General features: G+C 38.3%; 17 protein-coding genes. 13 read left to right on the forward strand and 4 right to left on the reverse strand.

All coding sequences use genetic code 11. The features are described 5' to 3' along the window. The 12 genes from ACP5NR_RS01910 to ACP5NR_RS01965 form a co-directional block, all read left to right on the forward strand. On the forward strand, positions 1-350 hold a 350-nt coding region (locus ACP5NR_RS01910; RefSeq protein ID WP_428005868.1), incomplete at its 5' end, for an ATP-binding protein. A gap of 52 nt (positions 351-402) precedes the next feature. Continuing rightward, a complete protein-coding gene (locus tag ACP5NR_RS01915) occupies positions 403-681 on the forward strand; it encodes an ATP-binding protein (RefSeq protein ID WP_428005869.1) in 279 nt (92 codons plus the stop codon). 84 nt (positions 682-765) lie between these two features. Then, complete coding sequence (locus ACP5NR_RS01920) at positions 766-1140, forward strand: transposase (protein ID WP_428005870.1); 375 nt, start codon at positions 766-768, stop codon at positions 1138-1140. Between the two features lie 12 nt (positions 1141-1152). Then, a complete protein-coding gene (locus ACP5NR_RS01925) occupies positions 1153-2130 on the forward strand; it encodes a radical SAM protein (protein ID WP_428005871.1) in 978 nt (325 codons plus the stop codon). Positions 2131-2236: 106 nt separating this feature from the next. Then, on the forward strand, positions 2237-3214 hold the full coding sequence (locus tag ACP5NR_RS01930; protein WP_428005872.1) for an ABC transporter ATP-binding protein: 978 nt from the start codon (positions 2237-2239) through the stop codon (positions 3212-3214). 5 nt (positions 3215-3219) lie between these two features. Then, entirely contained in the window at positions 3220-3993 is a 774-nt protein-coding gene (locus ACP5NR_RS01935; RefSeq protein WP_428005873.1) for an ABC transporter permease, read from the forward strand. Then, positions 3993-4781: an ABC transporter permease gene (locus tag ACP5NR_RS01940; RefSeq protein ID WP_428005874.1), complete on the forward strand. Its 789-nt coding sequence runs from the start codon at positions 3993-3995 to the stop codon at positions 4779-4781. Before ACP5NR_RS01935 ends, ACP5NR_RS01940 begins: the two co-directional genes overlap by 1 nt. A 204-nt stretch (positions 4782-4985) precedes the next feature. After that, a complete protein-coding gene (locus ACP5NR_RS01945; protein ID WP_428005875.1) occupies positions 4986-6215 on the forward strand; it encodes an MFS transporter in 1230 nt (409 codons plus the stop codon). Between the two features lie 505 nt (positions 6216-6720). Next, positions 6721-7890: an ROK family transcriptional regulator gene (locus ACP5NR_RS01950; RefSeq protein WP_428005570.1), complete on the forward strand. Its 1170-nt coding sequence runs from the start codon at positions 6721-6723 to the stop codon at positions 7888-7890. 51 nt (positions 7891-7941) lie between these two features. After that, positions 7942-9219: an ABC transporter substrate-binding protein gene (locus tag ACP5NR_RS01955; protein ID WP_428005569.1), complete on the forward strand. Its 1278-nt coding sequence runs from the start codon at positions 7942-7944 to the stop codon at positions 9217-9219. A gap of 42 nt (positions 9220-9261) precedes the next feature. Further along, positions 9262-10137: a carbohydrate ABC transporter permease gene (locus tag ACP5NR_RS01960; protein WP_428005568.1), complete on the forward strand. Its 876-nt coding sequence runs from the start codon at positions 9262-9264 to the stop codon at positions 10135-10137. Further along, positions 10134-10952 (forward strand): carbohydrate ABC transporter permease, encoded by an 819-nt coding sequence (locus ACP5NR_RS01965; protein WP_428005567.1) that lies wholly within the window; start codon positions 10134-10136, stop codon positions 10950-10952. The genes ACP5NR_RS01960 and ACP5NR_RS01965 overlap by 4 nt, the downstream gene beginning before the upstream one ends. A gap of 42 nt (positions 10953-10994) precedes the next feature. Here the strand turns inward: ACP5NR_RS01965 and ACP5NR_RS01970 are convergent, their stop codons facing one another. Genes ACP5NR_RS01970 through pepV form a run of 3 tightly spaced genes read right to left on the reverse strand, consistent with a single transcriptional unit; the run spans position 10995 to position 13901 of the window. Continuing rightward, entirely contained in the window at positions 10995-12029 is a 1035-nt protein-coding gene (locus ACP5NR_RS01970; RefSeq protein WP_428005566.1) for a zinc-binding dehydrogenase, read from the reverse strand. A 24-nt stretch (positions 12030-12053) separates the two neighbouring features. Beyond that, positions 12054-12497 carry a GatB/YqeY domain-containing protein gene (locus ACP5NR_RS01975; RefSeq protein WP_428005565.1) on the reverse strand — a complete coding sequence of 148 codons (444 nt, stop codon included), beginning with the start codon at positions 12495-12497 and terminating at the stop codon, positions 12054-12056. A gap of 12 nt (positions 12498-12509) precedes the next feature. After that, on the reverse strand, positions 12510-13901 hold the full coding sequence (gene pepV / locus ACP5NR_RS01980) for a dipeptidase PepV (RefSeq protein ID WP_428005564.1): 1392 nt from the start codon (positions 13899-13901) through the stop codon (positions 12510-12512). A 298-nt stretch (positions 13902-14199) separates the two neighbouring features. On the opposite strand from pepV, the gene hfq reads away from it, so the two are divergent. After that, positions 14200-14448 (forward strand): RNA chaperone Hfq, encoded by a 249-nt coding sequence (gene hfq, locus ACP5NR_RS01985; RefSeq protein ID WP_428005876.1) that lies wholly within the window; start codon positions 14200-14202, stop codon positions 14446-14448. A 273-nt stretch (positions 14449-14721) separates the two neighbouring features. Here hfq and ACP5NR_RS01990 read toward each other — a convergent pair whose 3' ends face one another. After that, the gene (locus ACP5NR_RS01990) at positions 14722-15372 is read right to left on the reverse strand and encodes a type II toxin-antitoxin system RelE/ParE family toxin (protein WP_428005877.1); all 651 of its coding nucleotides are present in this window, start codon (positions 15370-15372) and stop codon (positions 14722-14724) included. Between the last annotated feature and the right edge of the window lie 72 nt (positions 15373-15444).

Below are 15444 nucleotides of genomic sequence, written 5' to 3' on the forward strand. Positions count from 1 at the left end.
ATGAGAGGAGCTTTGAAAAACAGATGAGATTCTATAAGGCTTTGGATCTGCTCATAATAGATGAACTTGGATATCTTCCGCTTGATTCAGAAGGGGCGAAACTGTTCTTCGAGCTAATAAGCGAGAAATACGAGCAAGGCAGTGTAATAGTGACATCTAACAGAAGTTTCAACGAATGGAACAAGATCTTCGAAGATGAGGTAATAGCTACGGCTGTACTTGACAGATTGCTTCATCATTCGACGATAATAAACATACGGGGAAAGAGTTACAGATTGAGGGAAAAGCAAAAAAGCGGTATGATAAGATTAGATACGTCAAAAATAATTGATGAAAATGCGCAAAATTGACCGATGAAAATGAGCAAAAAAATTCGGCGTTTTTAATCAAAAATTTTCGATGTTGACAAGGATATTTGAAAAATACGATATGGTGATTCTTGACGAGTTGGGATACATTTCATTCGATACGGAAGGGTCTGAACTGTTATTCCAATACATAGCGATGAGATACGAAAGGAAAAGCACGGTCATAACAACGAATCTTATCTTTTCAGATTGGATAAAGACCTTTCATGATACGGCTCTGACAATGGCTCTGCTGGACAGGATAACACACAACGCGATTATCTTGAACATGAACGGAGAAAGTTACAGAAGGAGGCAAGGAGCAAAGAAATAACTGAGGTGGATCACTTTTAATGGGCGCAGTGGATCAATTTTTGCTTGACTTTATACAAGTGCTTTAGGAATAGATGGAGAATTGTTGATTGAGGTTCAGGAGAAGGCTTATGACTCTGAAGATGTTGTAAGATTTCTTGAGAATATGCTTGAAGCAGTAGAAGGGAAAATAACAATAATATGGGATAATTCACCGATTCACAAAAGCAAGAAGATAAAAGAATTTTTGAAATCAGGAGCGGCAAAAAGAATACATCTTGAAGCATTGCCTGGATATGCACCTGAATTGAATCCAACCGAGGGTATATGGAATTGGTTAAAGAAAGTAGAACTTAAAAATCGGTGTTTTTCAGACATAGAGTCTTTAAAGCAAGGTGTTATTGAAGCATCCGGCAGATTGATAGAGCGAGAAGATGTACGTCTGGGATGTGTTGCTGAATGCAAATATATCACAAGTTGAATCATACGGGCGGTGATCAGTAATATTTCAAATTCTCGCTCAAAGAAATGGGAAGTTGTTTATTTTTTGAATCCCTTTTGCAGTGGTACATGTGCACACTGTTGGTCAGCTAATAAATTATTAGGTAGTTATATGCCCGTTGAATGGCATATTTCCTTCTTTGAAAGGGCAAATTTCAAGAAAATTAAGGAATTACGAATCACTGGTGGAGAGCCCTTAGAATACAAGAAAATCTCCATTGTATTAGATAAAATAGTGGAAAAAAATCAAACATTTCACATTCCAATACGAATACTTACTAGCGGCCGAAATATTTTATCTATAAAAGAAGAGCAAATCGGAATTGAGGAAGCGTTAGAGAAACTTTTATCAATTGGTATTGTTCGGGAATCTGTTGAAATTCATTTATCTGCTGACGAGCATCATGCAGGAAGTTTTTATGATTATCTAATTGGAAGAAACATACCCATACAAAATCTTTCTGAGATCTACCAGCGCAACGAAAAAGGAATAAGGTTAATGAAAATCGCGATTAAGAATTTTTTGGCTGCTTGCAAAAAGTTGAAAGAAATTGTTCCTGGATTCCGCGGATGTTACTTAGAAATACATTGTGAAAAAGGGCGATTGAGTTACCATAAAAATATTTATTCCTTTATTTCAGACGAAGAATGGAAGCAATACGTAATTGCGACAGAAGGTCTCTTTAATTCTGGCAGAGCTTTAAACCTTGGAAACAATATTTCTATTCCTATAGATAAACATCCACCTATATTCATAATACCGGGGGCTAAATTCGTTTCAGAATCTCCATCGTCTAATCTATATGAATGTTATGAACTAAGAGAAAAAGGAAAAACAAGTGAGAAAATTTACCTTGTTCCAACTTTTAAAGATTCACAAGGAGCAGCCATAATAGGATTTCACAATCTTGTATATAATTATTTTTGTGGTGGAAGCGCGGATGATGCATTGAAAATGTTTTTGGGCTAATTTGTTCAGAAAATAAAAAAACTATGATTCATGTAGTTCGTTGCGTGCTTTGAAAAATTTCTTTAATTGGTACCGAGCATTAGAGCATTACTTTAGGAGTGATATTATGGATGTTACGATAAGAGTGCATGATCTGTGTCGCGACTACGTTGTTCGTAGTATGTTTTCAAACAAAACAAAGCGTGTTGTGAAAGCTCTCAATGGAATAAATTTTGAAGTTAAGAAGGGTGAGATATTTGGCATTCTCGGTCCGAATGGAGCAGGTAAAACCACAACGATTAAAATACTTGCAACTTTGCTTTTGCCAACAAGCGGAACGGCAAAAGTTTTTGGGTATGACGTTGAAAAACATCCCATTGAAATACGAAAAAGGATAAACCTCGTTATGGGAGGAGAAAGAAATCTCTACCAAAGGTTGACTGCTTTAGAAAACATGGAATACTTTGCTGAACTTTACAATGTACCATTGAATATAAGAAAAAAAAGAATTTATGACTTGCTCGGACTTGCAGGGTTACAGAAAGAAAGATGGTCAGACAAAGTAGAAACTTACTCAAAAGGCATGAAGCAAAGGCTTCAAATTGCCAGAGGGCTTATAAACGATCCGGATTGCCTGTTTCTCGACGAGCCCACAATAGGATTAGATCCAATTGGAGCAAGAGAACTAAAAAATATAGTTAAAACTCTGACGAGAATGGGGAAAACCATTATTTTTACAACTCACTATATGCAGGAAGCGGATGAACTCTGTGATCGTGTTGCTATTTTGAACAAAGGAACGATAGTAACAATTGGAACACCAACTGAACTAAAGAAAACATACACAGAGAAGTTTCAGATAGATCTAACACTGACATTTATCACGCACGATCATTTGGAACACCTGCAAAACTTAAAACATGTGAATTATGTGAGAGTAAATGAATTGGAGAAAAAAACTCACCTTTTCATCGATACGCAAGCTTGTTCTGAGGCAGTGGAATCTGTTTTTAACGTTTTACATGGAATACCTATCCAGGATGTTTCAATCAAAAAATCAACCCTTGAGGATGTTTATGTCAAACTTTTGGGAGGAGAACATTAACAACTATGAGACACTTACGAATTTTTTTAGTTGTTTTGCAAGTACAGGCAAAAATTTCATTCTCAAGAAATCTTTTTAAATTTTCTGTACTAATCATGCCAGTATTTTTCTCAACACTATTGTACTTTATTTATGGTAAAACGGACAACACTTCTGGTTCATATATAATGTTTGGAAGCGCCATTGCATCATTATGGGGAGTTGCCTGTTATTCATCAGCCATTGAAATAGAAAGAGAGAGAATTTCCGGAACACTTGAAACAGTCGGTGTAACGCCTGTTAACTTTGAGTTTGTAATATTCTCAAAAATCATTGCGAATACAATACTTGGTCTCATTTCATTTGGCATCACAATAATTTATTCTTTGCTGATCTTACAAATACCTTTTTCTGTGTACTCTTATGCACAATTCATTTTATGGTTTTTTGTTCTTCTTTTTTCATTTATATCAATGTCATTCCTACTGGCGACATTATTCACACTTTCCGGAAATGCTTTCGCATGGATGTCGACGGTGCAATATCCCGTTTATTTTCTATCTGGTATGTTGTTTCCAATCAAGATACTACCAAAATGGGTTCAGTACATATCTTCTGTTATACCAATTCGATGGTCAATGGAAGACTTAACAAGAATAACAAGTGTAACGTCTAATTCTTTTATTATCCCGAACCTTATATCGATAATTTTGAGTTTGTTTTATATCGGATTAGCACATTATTGTTTCAGGATTATTGAGATAAGAACAAGAAGAGAAGGAACACTGAGAGGTTTTTAATGAAAAGAATTGCATCTTTTTTTAGGAATTCTTGGTTAGCGTTTAAAGGTGTTTCACTTTGGTTGAATCCACAAGCCTACCTTACCGAAAAGATCGTAAATCCAGTCTTTCGCTTTATGTTCTACGGTTTTTTGCTTGCCTACGGTTATAAAACCACGGAGAACGCCACTGTGTATATCCTCGCAAACGCGATGCTTCTGTCCACGATAAGTGCTTTTAATGGGGTGGGGATCATCTATTTTTCTGAACGGCATCAAGGAACACTTATCTACACGATAATAAGTCCAAAGTCTAAATTTGTTGTGATATTTCAAAAGGTTCTCTACCACATCTTCGATGCTTTGATAACCGTGACAATAGGAGTAGTGTTGGCAGCAATAATATTCGATTTTAGATTTACCGTAAATATCTATGCCGCTTTACTTTTTATATCTATTTTGGGTACGATATCAGTTAGCACCTTTGGAATTTTTATATCAAGTTTCGGATTACTAACGAGAGACATAAATATGCTACTTAGTATTGCAGAAAGTGTCGTGTTTTTGTTCAGTGGAGCAAACTTTCCAGTTAAGCGTCTACCTTTTGGCTTAAACTATGTTTCACAAATTCTTCCGCTTTCTCATGCCGTTTCAGCAATACGGTTGGTAGTAAATGGAAATATTTGGTATGGGTTAAGCCTTTCGTGTATGGAAATTGCTATAGGCTTGATATATTTCACGTTAAGCATCTTACTTATACGATTTCTTGAACGTCAGGCACGCACTCGAGGCAATAGTGATTTGTACTGATATGTCCCCAAAGTTGATACAATCAAAAGTAGAGACCATGTACGAATGTATCATTGCAATGAAACATCACAATCTATCTTATCGAAAATGGGAAGGTTGCGGCAAATGGGAAGTACGAAGATATAATAAAGACAGAGAATTTCAATTCCATATTTTTAGAATGACAGAAATGTATTACCGAACTTGGGAGGGATTTTTGAAAAAATGGCGACAAATGTTCATATATTGAAAAACAGGAACTTTCTTCTTCTCTTCTTCGGAAGGCTCATATCTACGGCTGGCTCTGCTATTTTTTTCGTAGCAATCGTATGGGCCGCTGCCACAAAGGTTGGTGGTGTGGGACCTGTCAGCCTCGTTTTAATGGCCACGGCAATACCTTCAGCGATATTTTCACCATTTGCCGGGGTGTTAGCGGATCGAAAAAGAAAAAAATGGATAGTCATTTTCACAGATATGATAAGTGGTATCGTACTCTTTTTAATGCTTATTTTTCTTAATGCCGAGTTTGGGCAATTATGGATACTTTTAGGTGTTGTATTTACCATTCAAATTCTTTCGACATTTTTTAATCCGGCACTTCAGTCACTTGTTCCATTAATAGTAAAAGATGAAGAACTTTCAAATGCAAACGCTTTGCTCTCGATGACAGGGAGCATTTCTCAATTGATTGGGATGGCGATCGGAGGGATACTTATCGCAGTCGTTGGACTGTATGGAGCCATACTTGTCGATGGGATAAGTTTCATATTTTCCGGTATTTCAGAGGTTTTTTTGGAAGTGAATGAAGTCAAAAAAGATAGTAAAAAGGGTTTAGGTTCAATCTTTTCTGAAATAAAAGAAGGCTTTGCAGTTGTTTTTAAGAAAGCCGATCTTGGAGGATTGATCGTAACAGAGTCGATAATAGATTTCTTCGGAACTCCTATTTTTATCTTCTTACCTTTGATAATCACGAGATACATGAATGGCGGTTCTGCTCAATACGGTCTTATGCAGTCCCTTATGGGAGTTGGAACGATTGTGGCCTCCGTTCTGCTTTCTTTTATGCCGGAACCGAAAAGAAAGTTTCTTCTTATGGCAATATCAACATTTATCTTAGGATCATGTATGAGTTTTATCGGGATAAAGCAATCTTATTTCGTGCTTGCTCCCGCATTGCTAATCCTTGGATTTTTCTCTGGAATTGCAAATGTGATACAGAATGTGATCCTGCAAAGAAGTTCTCCGAAAGAGGTTCGAGGTCGTGTTTTTTCTTTTAGATCGACTTTGAATTCTGGACTTAGGCCTGTCTCTTACGGATTTGCAGGGCTTATAAGCACTTTATTTCCGATAACAACACTTCTTGTATATCTTGGGATTTTATCTGGTCTTTGTGGCTTTGCTTATTTTTTCATAAGTAAAAAAGTAAATCAAGATAGTGTCAAGATAATAGAATAAAATTGGTATTCAACAAAATAATTTTTGCGCAATATTAATTTTTCAGTTCTAAATTTGAAAATAAAAAGATGGTTTGAGAAATTACAAAAGCCACGCATTGCGTGGCTTAAAATTTATTCGAATTTGAAATTTTTTTCAACAAGGCTCTACCCGTCGGTAGAGCAAGATATGTCACTTGCTCGATTTTTTCTCCATCTTTTCCTGGAGTTCTTTTTGGTAGAGATCATAAACCTGCCATGTCCACCACATATAACTCACTCCTTCCTGATAGTACATTTGCGATATCTTTCTATCAGATCGCGATCTGATTTTAGCACATTTTTGATCTGATGTCAAGTTTTTTGAAGATAAGCGATGATTTTCAATGAAATTCTGCGAGATATGATGATTTTAATGGCTAAATGTCTTTAATCATTGATAATCGCCAATAACAGTCTGAAATCAGGTTTGTATTTGAAAGTAAAATAGTTTATTCTTTCTTCGAAAGAACTAAGGGGATCATAACGTGAAGATTAATTTGAAAAGCATGAAAATGATGAACAAAAGAATGATTTTAAGGCATCTCGTTGAGAATGGTCCCACATCAAGGATGGAACTTTCCAGATTTACAAAGCTCACACCAAGCACCATCGGCAGAATTATATCCGAACTCTCGGAAAAAGCGCTTGTTGAAGAAATAGGTTATTCTGACAAATCTCAAATCGGAAGAAAACCCGTGAATGTTGCCGTCACAAAAAAGTTCGTGTCAAGCGTGGTGTTTAACGTAGGGGTAGAGCAAACAACAATCGCGATAGGTTTTTTTGACAGATCGGTAAAAGAAATAAAAAGATTTTCAACCGGAAGTTTGAAAAGTTTTATCTCAACGGTTAATCTTTCTTTGGAAGATGTGGAAAAATGTTATCCGTTGAATCATGAGTTAACATCAATAGTATTTGCCTTTCCGGGCATTGTAAATGCAAAAACGGCAACCGTGATCTACGCGCCAAATCTTAATTGGAGAAATTTGAATCTGAGAGACGTTGTAAAGTACAGATACAGAATAATAGCAGACAACGAAGCAAATCTTTCCGTACTGGCCGAAAGCATATCTTCAGAAGATGCAAAAAAGTCCGAGAACACATTTTTTCTTTACGTAAGTCAGGGAATAGGTGGAGGGGCAATGATAAATCACCAAATCTTAAGAGGTAGCGGTTTTGCGGGCGCAGAAGTCGGACATACGGTTGTTGAGGCACAATCGAATATAAAATGTCATTGCGGAAACTACGGATGTCTCGAAAGATATGCTTCTCTTGTACTTCCGGTTATCGAATATGAAAAAAACGGCAGAAGGCTTGATGGCAAGACTTACACGGAAAAATTTAAGACGCTGGCCGAATTTTACGCAAAGGGAGATAAAGTTGCAATTGATTCTCTTGAAGGATTTATCCACTACCTTTCAATAGGACTCATAAATATAACAAACACTTTTAACCCAGAAGTTGTGATCATCGGAGGTGGCTTTAACAAGATTTGGAAATATTTTGGCAAAGCACTTTATCAAAGAATATTAGATCGTGCTATGCCTGGGGTGATAGATAATATGACCTTCAGAGATACACATTTCGACGAAATAGAAGCGCCAGTTGCGGGTGCAAATGCACTGGCAATAGATGTGATGATAAACAATTTAGATTAAAAATAGAATCTGGTATCCCAGATTCAAATTCAAAGAAAGGGTGAGGAGTAGATGAAAAGTTTTAAAGTGTTTTTGTTGGTAGGCCTCCTTATTGGGGCGATGGGAATCATGTCGATGGCTGCCACCTTCTCGATTTACGATTGGTGGACTGCAGGTGGAGAAGCACAGGCAATAGCAACTGTTTTGAACATGTACCATCAGGCATATCCGGATGTCACGATAGTTCAAAATCCAGTTGCCGGTGGAGCTGGCGTTAACATGCAGGCAGTCATAAAATCTTTGATCTTTGCAGGTGTTCCTCCTACGACATTCCAGGTTCATGCTGGATGGGAAATGTACCAGTACGCAAGTGCGAATTTGCTTCAACCCATAACGAATCTTTGGCAATCCGAGGGATGGACAAATGTATTCCCGCAAAGAATACAACAAATATGCAGTTACAACGGTCAATTTTATGCTGTCCCAATGGATGTTCACAGAGCAAACATGATATGGTACAACAAGGCGATATTTGATAAACTTGGCCTTACGATGCCAACAACAATTCAGGATTTCATAAACATGCTTCCAAAGATAAAAGCAGCCGGATATACTCCGATAGCCCTTGGAGATTCTGCAAACTGGACAACGGCTATGTTGTTTGAAGAAACATTGCTTGCCGTAGCGGGACCCGATAAATACAATCAATATTTTGAGGGTAAGATAACGGCTTCTGATCCTGCAGTTCAACAGACGATTCAATATTTCAAAACCGAACTTCAGTACGTTAATCCTAACCATGCATCTCTAACATGGGATCAGGCGTGCGGATTGCTTGTCAGCGGTCAGGCTGTTATGACCATAATGGGAGACTGGGCAAATGGATATTTCATGGCCGCAGGTTGGAAACCAAATGTTGATTACGGTGGTGTTGCCGTACCGGGAACAGAAGGCATTTACAACCTCGTTGTTGATTCATTCCCGATTCCTGTCGGCGCACCGGATGTTCAGACTGGATACGATTGGTTAAAATTAATAGCATCTGTACCGGCTCAGGCTGCATTTAATCAGATAAAAGGTTCAATACCTGCAAGAATAGACGTGCCAACAACCGGATTTAATCCGATACAGGTTGCGAATATGGAAGCCCTCAAGAAAGATGTGCTTACAGCTTCAGCAGTTCATGGCAGTGAAGCACCAGTTGCATTTGTTACAGACTGGGAAAATGCTTTGACTGTCATTCAATACCATCCAGATATGAGTTTACAAGCCTGCGTTAACCTTCTCAACATGACTGCCCAGCAGGATAATCTTGCTGGAACAGTTGCCAGCGCTAACGTCAACTACTAAAGTTTTCGGGCACCCTAATGGGTGCCCTTTTTGGAGGTTTTGATGAGAAAAAGAACTCTTGTTTCGATAGCGTTTATTGTGCCGTCTGTCATAATCGTTGGAATATTCGTTTATGCATTCATAGCATGGACTTTGGCTGCATCTTTTACGAACTGGAATACCTTGCTTCCAAACTGGTCTTTTGCAGGCCTTAAGAATTACATATATCTTTTCACTCAAGATATGAGATTCCATATGGATCTTGTAAATAATTTCATTTTCTTGCCATTTTTCGTGCTTGGAACGATGATCTTAGGTTTTTTCCTTGCAACTCTCTTGAACAGCGGGGTAAAATTCGAAGCATTTTTCAGAACTGTCTTTTTGCTTCCTATGGCCATTTCCCTCGTTGTGTCCGGTGTTATATGGATATGGATTTACGATCCGACAAATGGGGCACTTGCGTCCTTATTTCAAATCTTCCATCTTCCTGCCGTAAATTGGCTTGGAAGTATGACCTATGCGCTTCCGGCCATAATAATAGCGACTATATGGCAGTACACCGGTTTTACAACTTCGATATACTTAGCCGGCCTAAGGGGTATACCTCAAGAAGTGCTTGAGGCGGCAAGGCTTGATGGCGCACATGGATTAAGATTGTACTGGAATATAATAATTCCAATGGTTCAATCTTCGACGGTCACCGCTTTCGTTTTAATGGTTCAACTTTCTTTGCAGATGTTCGATATTGTGTGGGTCATGACACAGGGAGGTCCCGCTTTTGCAACGGATATGCCTGCCGTTTACATGTTCATAGCGGGATTCAAGCAAAATTTCGTTGCAAGAGGTGCGGCAATAGCAATTATAATCTTCGCGCTAACTCTTGTGGTCGTAATACCATATTTATTCACGGCTGGTAAAATAACGGAGGAAGAAGCATGAGAATATCTAAAAAGATAGCAACTTATTTGGTTTTGATAATTGCTTCGATCTTCTTTCTCTTTCCGATATACATGTTGGTCGTAACTTCGATGAAATCGTTGCAAGAAGTCAACACCACAAGTTCATGGTCGTTGCCGGTTCACATCGATCTTTCCGGTTTTGTAACGGCGTGGAATGGTATTTCGCAGGGATTTGCCAACAGTTTTGAGTTCACGATACCTGCGTTGATACTTTCAGTTTTCTTGGGTTCAATCGGGGGATTTGCACTTACAAAAGTCAAATTCAAAGGTGCTAATACCATATTTTTATTTTTACTCTTTGGCATGTTTTTGCCCTATCAGGTTGTTTTAATACCTCTTGTTAAATTCATGGCTGCTTTGGGACTTTATGGGAATATATGGTCTTTGATAATAACGCACACGGCTTACGGTATCCCAATAACTACCCTGATCTTCAGAAACTTTTACAGTTCAATCCCGACAAGTTTACTGGAAGCAGGTCAAGTCGATGGTGCAAACACACTTCAGATATATGGAAGGATAATTCTTCCACTTTCGATACCGGGAATCGTCGTTGCTTCAATATGGCAGTTCACGAATATATGGAATAACTTCCTGTTTGGATTGATTTTGGGGTCTATGCCCAACGTAAGGCCTGTTACCGTCATGCTGAACAATCTAAACGGTGCAATGATGGCCCAATGGAATACATTGATGGCAGGAGCTCTGATAACCGCAATTCCAACTTTGATAGTTTACCTTATCGCAGGAAAATATTTCGTCAAGGGCTTGCTTGGAGGAGCGGTAAAGGGATGAAAACACGGAACCGAAATTCCGTGTTTTTTTAATCCCAATTTTTTAAAGGTACATTTTTTCGAACAATTCCCTTATCTCTTTACTTTCACGTACGACCTCAAGCGCTATTTCGGCATGGTTTGTCATGTAACCGTTGCCTATTATCATGTTGATATCCTTACCAATGCCTTCAGCACCAAGTGCTGCTTTTGTGAATGATGTTGCCATGGAGAAAAAATAAACCGTCCCGTATTCTTTTGTTGCAAGTATTGAGGCCATTTCGGTGTCTGGAACGTTAACCACGTTTATCGTTATGTCTGCCATTTTTCCATTTGTGACATCGGAAACGATCTTTTCTACTTTTACGGCATCGGTTGCATCTGCCTCAAAAATTTCGGTTATTCCTATTTTTTTAAGATATTCAGCCTTTGATTTTGAGTGTACGATTGCTATGACACGTCCGGTTGGCCCTGCATATTTTTTGGCCGCATAAGCGCATAATAGGCCAGATTTACCGGATGCACCAATTATAACGACCGTATCATTTGGATTTACAAGTCTTGCTGTCTGTGCCGGAGCACCGGCAACGTCCAATACCGCGAGTGCGAGACGTTTGTCCATGTCTTTTGGAAGTTTTGCATAAACTCCGCTTTCGAATATTATGGCTTTTGCCTCTACATCAACTTGATCGTTGTCAAGATGAACCTTTTTTATTTTCTTTATATTCAATGGTGTTAAAGAAAGGGAGACCAAAGTGGCAATTTCATCTCCTACATCTATGTTCACTTTTCCCTTTAATGCATCTCCTATTTTTTCGATTTTGCCTATTAGCATGCCTCCTGAACCCGTTACCGGATTGTGCATTTTTCCCCTTGAATTGACTATTTCAAGGATTTTTGCACTTATTTTTTCTTCATTTTCTCCCACGTCTTTTTTGATCTGCGTGAACGAAGCGGCATCGATGTTTAGCGTCAAAACATCGACAAGAATTTCGTTATCGTAGATTTTTGAAACATCGTTATCGATCTTCCACGCAGGTTGCGGAAGCACTCCTTTTGGCTCGATGACCCTGTGGGCGCCATATTTGTTTCCGATCATTTTTCTTCCTCCTCACCGAATTTTTTATTTTAGCAGTTTCTCTGCGATCGCTTTGACGCGATCTCCTGAAACCTTTCCCTTCAATTCTTTCATTGCGATTCCCATAAGTTTGCCAATATCTTTTGAAGAAGAAAGATTCATCTCTTTTATTTTTAGCGAGATGAATTTTTCAACCTCATCGTCCGAGAGTTCGGGTCGCGCGAATGACTTTAGTATTTCAAGTTCATCCTTTTCTGCTTTTGCAAGTTCGGGACGATTGCCTTTTTCAAAGTCATTTATCGACTCTTCGCGTTCTTTCATCTGCTTTTTGACTATGGCATCAAATTCTTCTTCCGTCACCGGTTTCATCTTTTCAACTTCAAAATTTTTAACTGCCGAGACAAGCATCCTCAGCACGCCTGTACGCGTTTCATCTTTGGCGATCATGGAATCTTTCAATTTGGCACGTAAATCTTCAAGTATTGTCATCGGTACCATCCTTTAAGAAAGAATTTTATAATACAATTGCGCGTAAATCCTTGCTATCATTGTAAGATCGTCGATGGAGATTCTTTCATCCGGTTGATGTTCTGTGGACCCATGGCCTGGAAATGTGGGGCCAAAAGCGACGGCATTTGGAATGGCCCTTGCATAGGTACCACCTCCTATGGCTATTAAAAAGGATTTCTGACCTGTCACATCTTCGTAGACTTTAGAAAGCAGATGTATAAGTTCATTATCGGGAGAGACAAAAAGAGGATCGTGATGATGACCTATTGAAACTTCCATCCCTTTGAGTGATTCCTCTATTTGCTTTTTTATCATCTTCAAATTAAAGAATATGGGATATCTTATATTCAAAACGAATTTCATCTTTTTCGGTGTTATTTCCATGAGACCAAGATTTACAGTCAAAGGTCCGGACATGCCGTCTTGACCAGATATGCCAAGAGATTTCCCGTCTGTTTCATATCCAATCTTTTTTGCTATATTCTCAAGATGATACTGCATTTCATCATCGTCAATGGGGAAATGGTTCAAAAGATCAACTAAGGTGCTTATAGCGTTGATGCCAGCCGATGGATTTGCACCGTGCGCCGATTTTCCTGTTGCTTTGATGAATAACTTGCGACCTTTGTTTGTAACTTCAATCTTCGATCCATTCGATGGTTTGTATTTTATTACCTCTTCGATTAATGCTTTATCTTTGAATTTGACTACGGCCTCGGCCGTCGGCGCGACCATATTGGGCGCATCTCCACCCTTGAAAGAGAGCAAAGAAAATTCTTCATCCACCTTTCTTTGACGTCTGTAAAGTGTAACGTTTACATCTGCTATTCCTTTTTCAACGTTTATCATCGGAAAGTCTCCGTCTGGAGTTACTCCCCAATCCGGTTTTGTTTCGTGCTTGAAATAGTGTTTCATGCATTCCCATCCCGATTCTTCATTTGTACCGAAGATAATCCTTACCTTGCTTTTAGGTTCTATTCCAAATGCTTTTACGGCTTTCAAGGCAAACAAGGCTGCGATTATGGGACCTTTATCGTCCGTTGCGCCTCTTCCCCAAAGATATCCGTCTTTTACAACGCCGCCGTACGGATCAACAGACCATCCTGTACCCTCCGGCACAACGTCAAGATGACCGAGAACACCAAAAGTTTTTTTGCCGTTTCCAAATTCAACATGACCGGCATAATTATCAACATTTTTGGTTTTAAAACCATATTTTTTACCCAGTTCAAGTGCATAATCAAGGGCTTTTTTGGTTTCAATGCCAAATGGGGCATCTTCTGTGCCTTTAACTTTGTAAGATTTGAATTTTATGATCTCCGAAATTTCTTTTATCATCTCATCTTTCATTGACAAAACAAGATCGTCCAAAGTTTTGTTCATTGAAATTCCTCCCAACGTAATTCAAATTATCGTCACATATTATGTATTATATACTCGTGTAGAATAATAAGTAAAGAGTTTTGAAACTCAAACAAAATTTTAGATCCCCAAATAATTTTTGATTCGTCAAGTCGAATGCTTATTTACCGAAGCGGAAGGCAGCATACCCTTGAGACGGCCTCCGCTTACAGTAAATGACCATTCGGCTTTTAAAGTCAGGTTAGTATATTATGTCGGATGCAAATGTCTAATAAAAATCTTTGTGGGGTATAATTGGAAAAAATAATGGAGGCGTGAAATGCCGGAAGACAGAATTCAGGAAAGTAATTTGGAATTTTTAAAAGAAAAGAAAATAATTGTCAAGATCTATCTTGTAAACGGAGTCCAGATAAACGGGCTCATAAAAGCGTTTGATCCATACGTTGTGGTTGTGGAAGATGAAAAACAGCAAAGCATAATCTACAAGCACGCCATAAGCACCGTAATTCCATCCCAAAACCCTTATGATGACTCCAATCATGTTGATAACAAAGCAGATATGAAATGACCTGCTACCGTTTATCGTACATCAAAGGTGATTACAAACATTACGACCCTTTGGAAGAGAAGATAAAAGATATTGTCAACATCGAAAATTGTTGCGCATTTTCATCGATCAATTTTGAACGCCTTCTAAATAGCTTTCGGGATCAAGGTTCAAATCCAAAAACTGCCGTATGTCGGACACAAATGCTTTAACGGAATTATCGGCGAGTCCGCTTGAGAAAAGGTTGAACTCAAAAGTATGGGCATCTTATCTGAATTTGTGATATTCAAAATTTCATTTAAGCAATGCTATCTTTTTGTTTCTTTTACCTTTAGGATAAGCGTATATTTCGACATTCATTCCTATACTATCGAGATACTTCAAGAGTGTCGATATTTTGATGTCTTTTCTTGCTTCAATTCTGGAAATGCTTGTCTGAATCATCCTATCATAGAAATTTTTGTCGTTTCTTTTATCTCCGCCGATTAAAAGTACTATCTGTCTTTCGGGGTCGAAAGCAAAAAATATTCTTAAAACATGTTCTTTGGTTTGTATGCGCATCTCTTTCATATTTTTATATTTGCTTTGTTTGACAGTATCAACATAAGGTCTTCCTAATGAAGGGCCTATATTTTGAAGTATTATGAGGCGTTTTAAAATCGCTTCTTTAGAATCATCATCAAGTTTTGCCACCATATGATGAACAACGTTGGGTTTTGCATCCTTCATTGTGAATATGTTATCAGCGGCAAATTTGTAAAAGTAAGATGGATGTGAGAGAAAGTTGTCAAGGCCAAATAATTCTTCTGGATCATATTTTGAATAAATTCCGTTTGGAGATCTGAAATCAGGTATGCCACTCGGCGTACTCACGCCGGCTCCTGTGAGGATGGCAACTTTTCCGGCATGTGCTTTAAGTTTATCAAGAAAAATTTTTGAATCCATAACGATCATCTCCAAAAAGGCCTACTATGGTTTTTTGAAATAAATTCACGTTAAACCTCGCTTCTTTATAGG

The sequence above is a fragment of the Athalassotoga sp. genome (assembly GCF_049965695.1).
GTDB lineage: Bacteria > Thermotogota > Thermotogae > Mesoaciditogales > Mesoaciditogaceae > Athalassotoga.

Excerpts from the sequence above, each read along its gene's own strand:
- ACP5NR_RS01970 (WP_428005566.1), bottom strand. The coding sequence starts at position 12,029 with ATGATCGGAAACAAATATGGCGCCCACAGGGTCATCGAGCCAAAAGGA.
- ACP5NR_RS01940 (WP_428005874.1), top strand. The coding sequence starts at position 3,993 with ATGAAAAGAATTGCATCTTTTTTTAGGAATTCTTGGTTAGCGTTTAAA.
- ACP5NR_RS01965 (WP_428005567.1), top strand. The coding sequence starts at position 10,134 with ATGAGAATATCTAAAAAGATAGCAACTTATTTGGTTTTGATAATTGCT.
- hfq (WP_428005876.1), top strand. The coding sequence starts at position 14,200 with ATGCCGGAAGACAGAATTCAGGAAAGTAATTTGGAATTTTTAAAAGAA.
- ACP5NR_RS01960 (WP_428005568.1), top strand. The coding sequence starts at position 9,262 with ATGAGAAAAAGAACTCTTGTTTCGATAGCGTTTATTGTGCCGTCTGTC.
- ACP5NR_RS01945 (WP_428005875.1), top strand. The coding sequence starts at position 4,986 with ATGGCGACAAATGTTCATATATTGAAAAACAGGAACTTTCTTCTTCTC.
- ACP5NR_RS01975 (WP_428005565.1), bottom strand. The coding sequence starts at position 12,497 with ATGACAATACTTGAAGATTTACGTGCCAAATTGAAAGATTCCATGATC.
- pepV (WP_428005564.1), bottom strand. The coding sequence starts at position 13,901 with ATGAACAAAACTTTGGACGATCTTGTTTTGTCAATGAAAGATGAGATG.
- ACP5NR_RS01990 (WP_428005877.1), bottom strand. The coding sequence starts at position 15,372 with ATGGATTCAAAAATTTTTCTTGATAAACTTAAAGCACATGCCGGAAAA.
- ACP5NR_RS01930 (WP_428005872.1), top strand. The coding sequence starts at position 2,237 with ATGGATGTTACGATAAGAGTGCATGATCTGTGTCGCGACTACGTTGTT.
- ACP5NR_RS01935 (WP_428005873.1), top strand. The coding sequence starts at position 3,220 with ATGAGACACTTACGAATTTTTTTAGTTGTTTTGCAAGTACAGGCAAAA.
- ACP5NR_RS01955 (WP_428005569.1), top strand. The coding sequence starts at position 7,942 with ATGAAAAGTTTTAAAGTGTTTTTGTTGGTAGGCCTCCTTATTGGGGCG.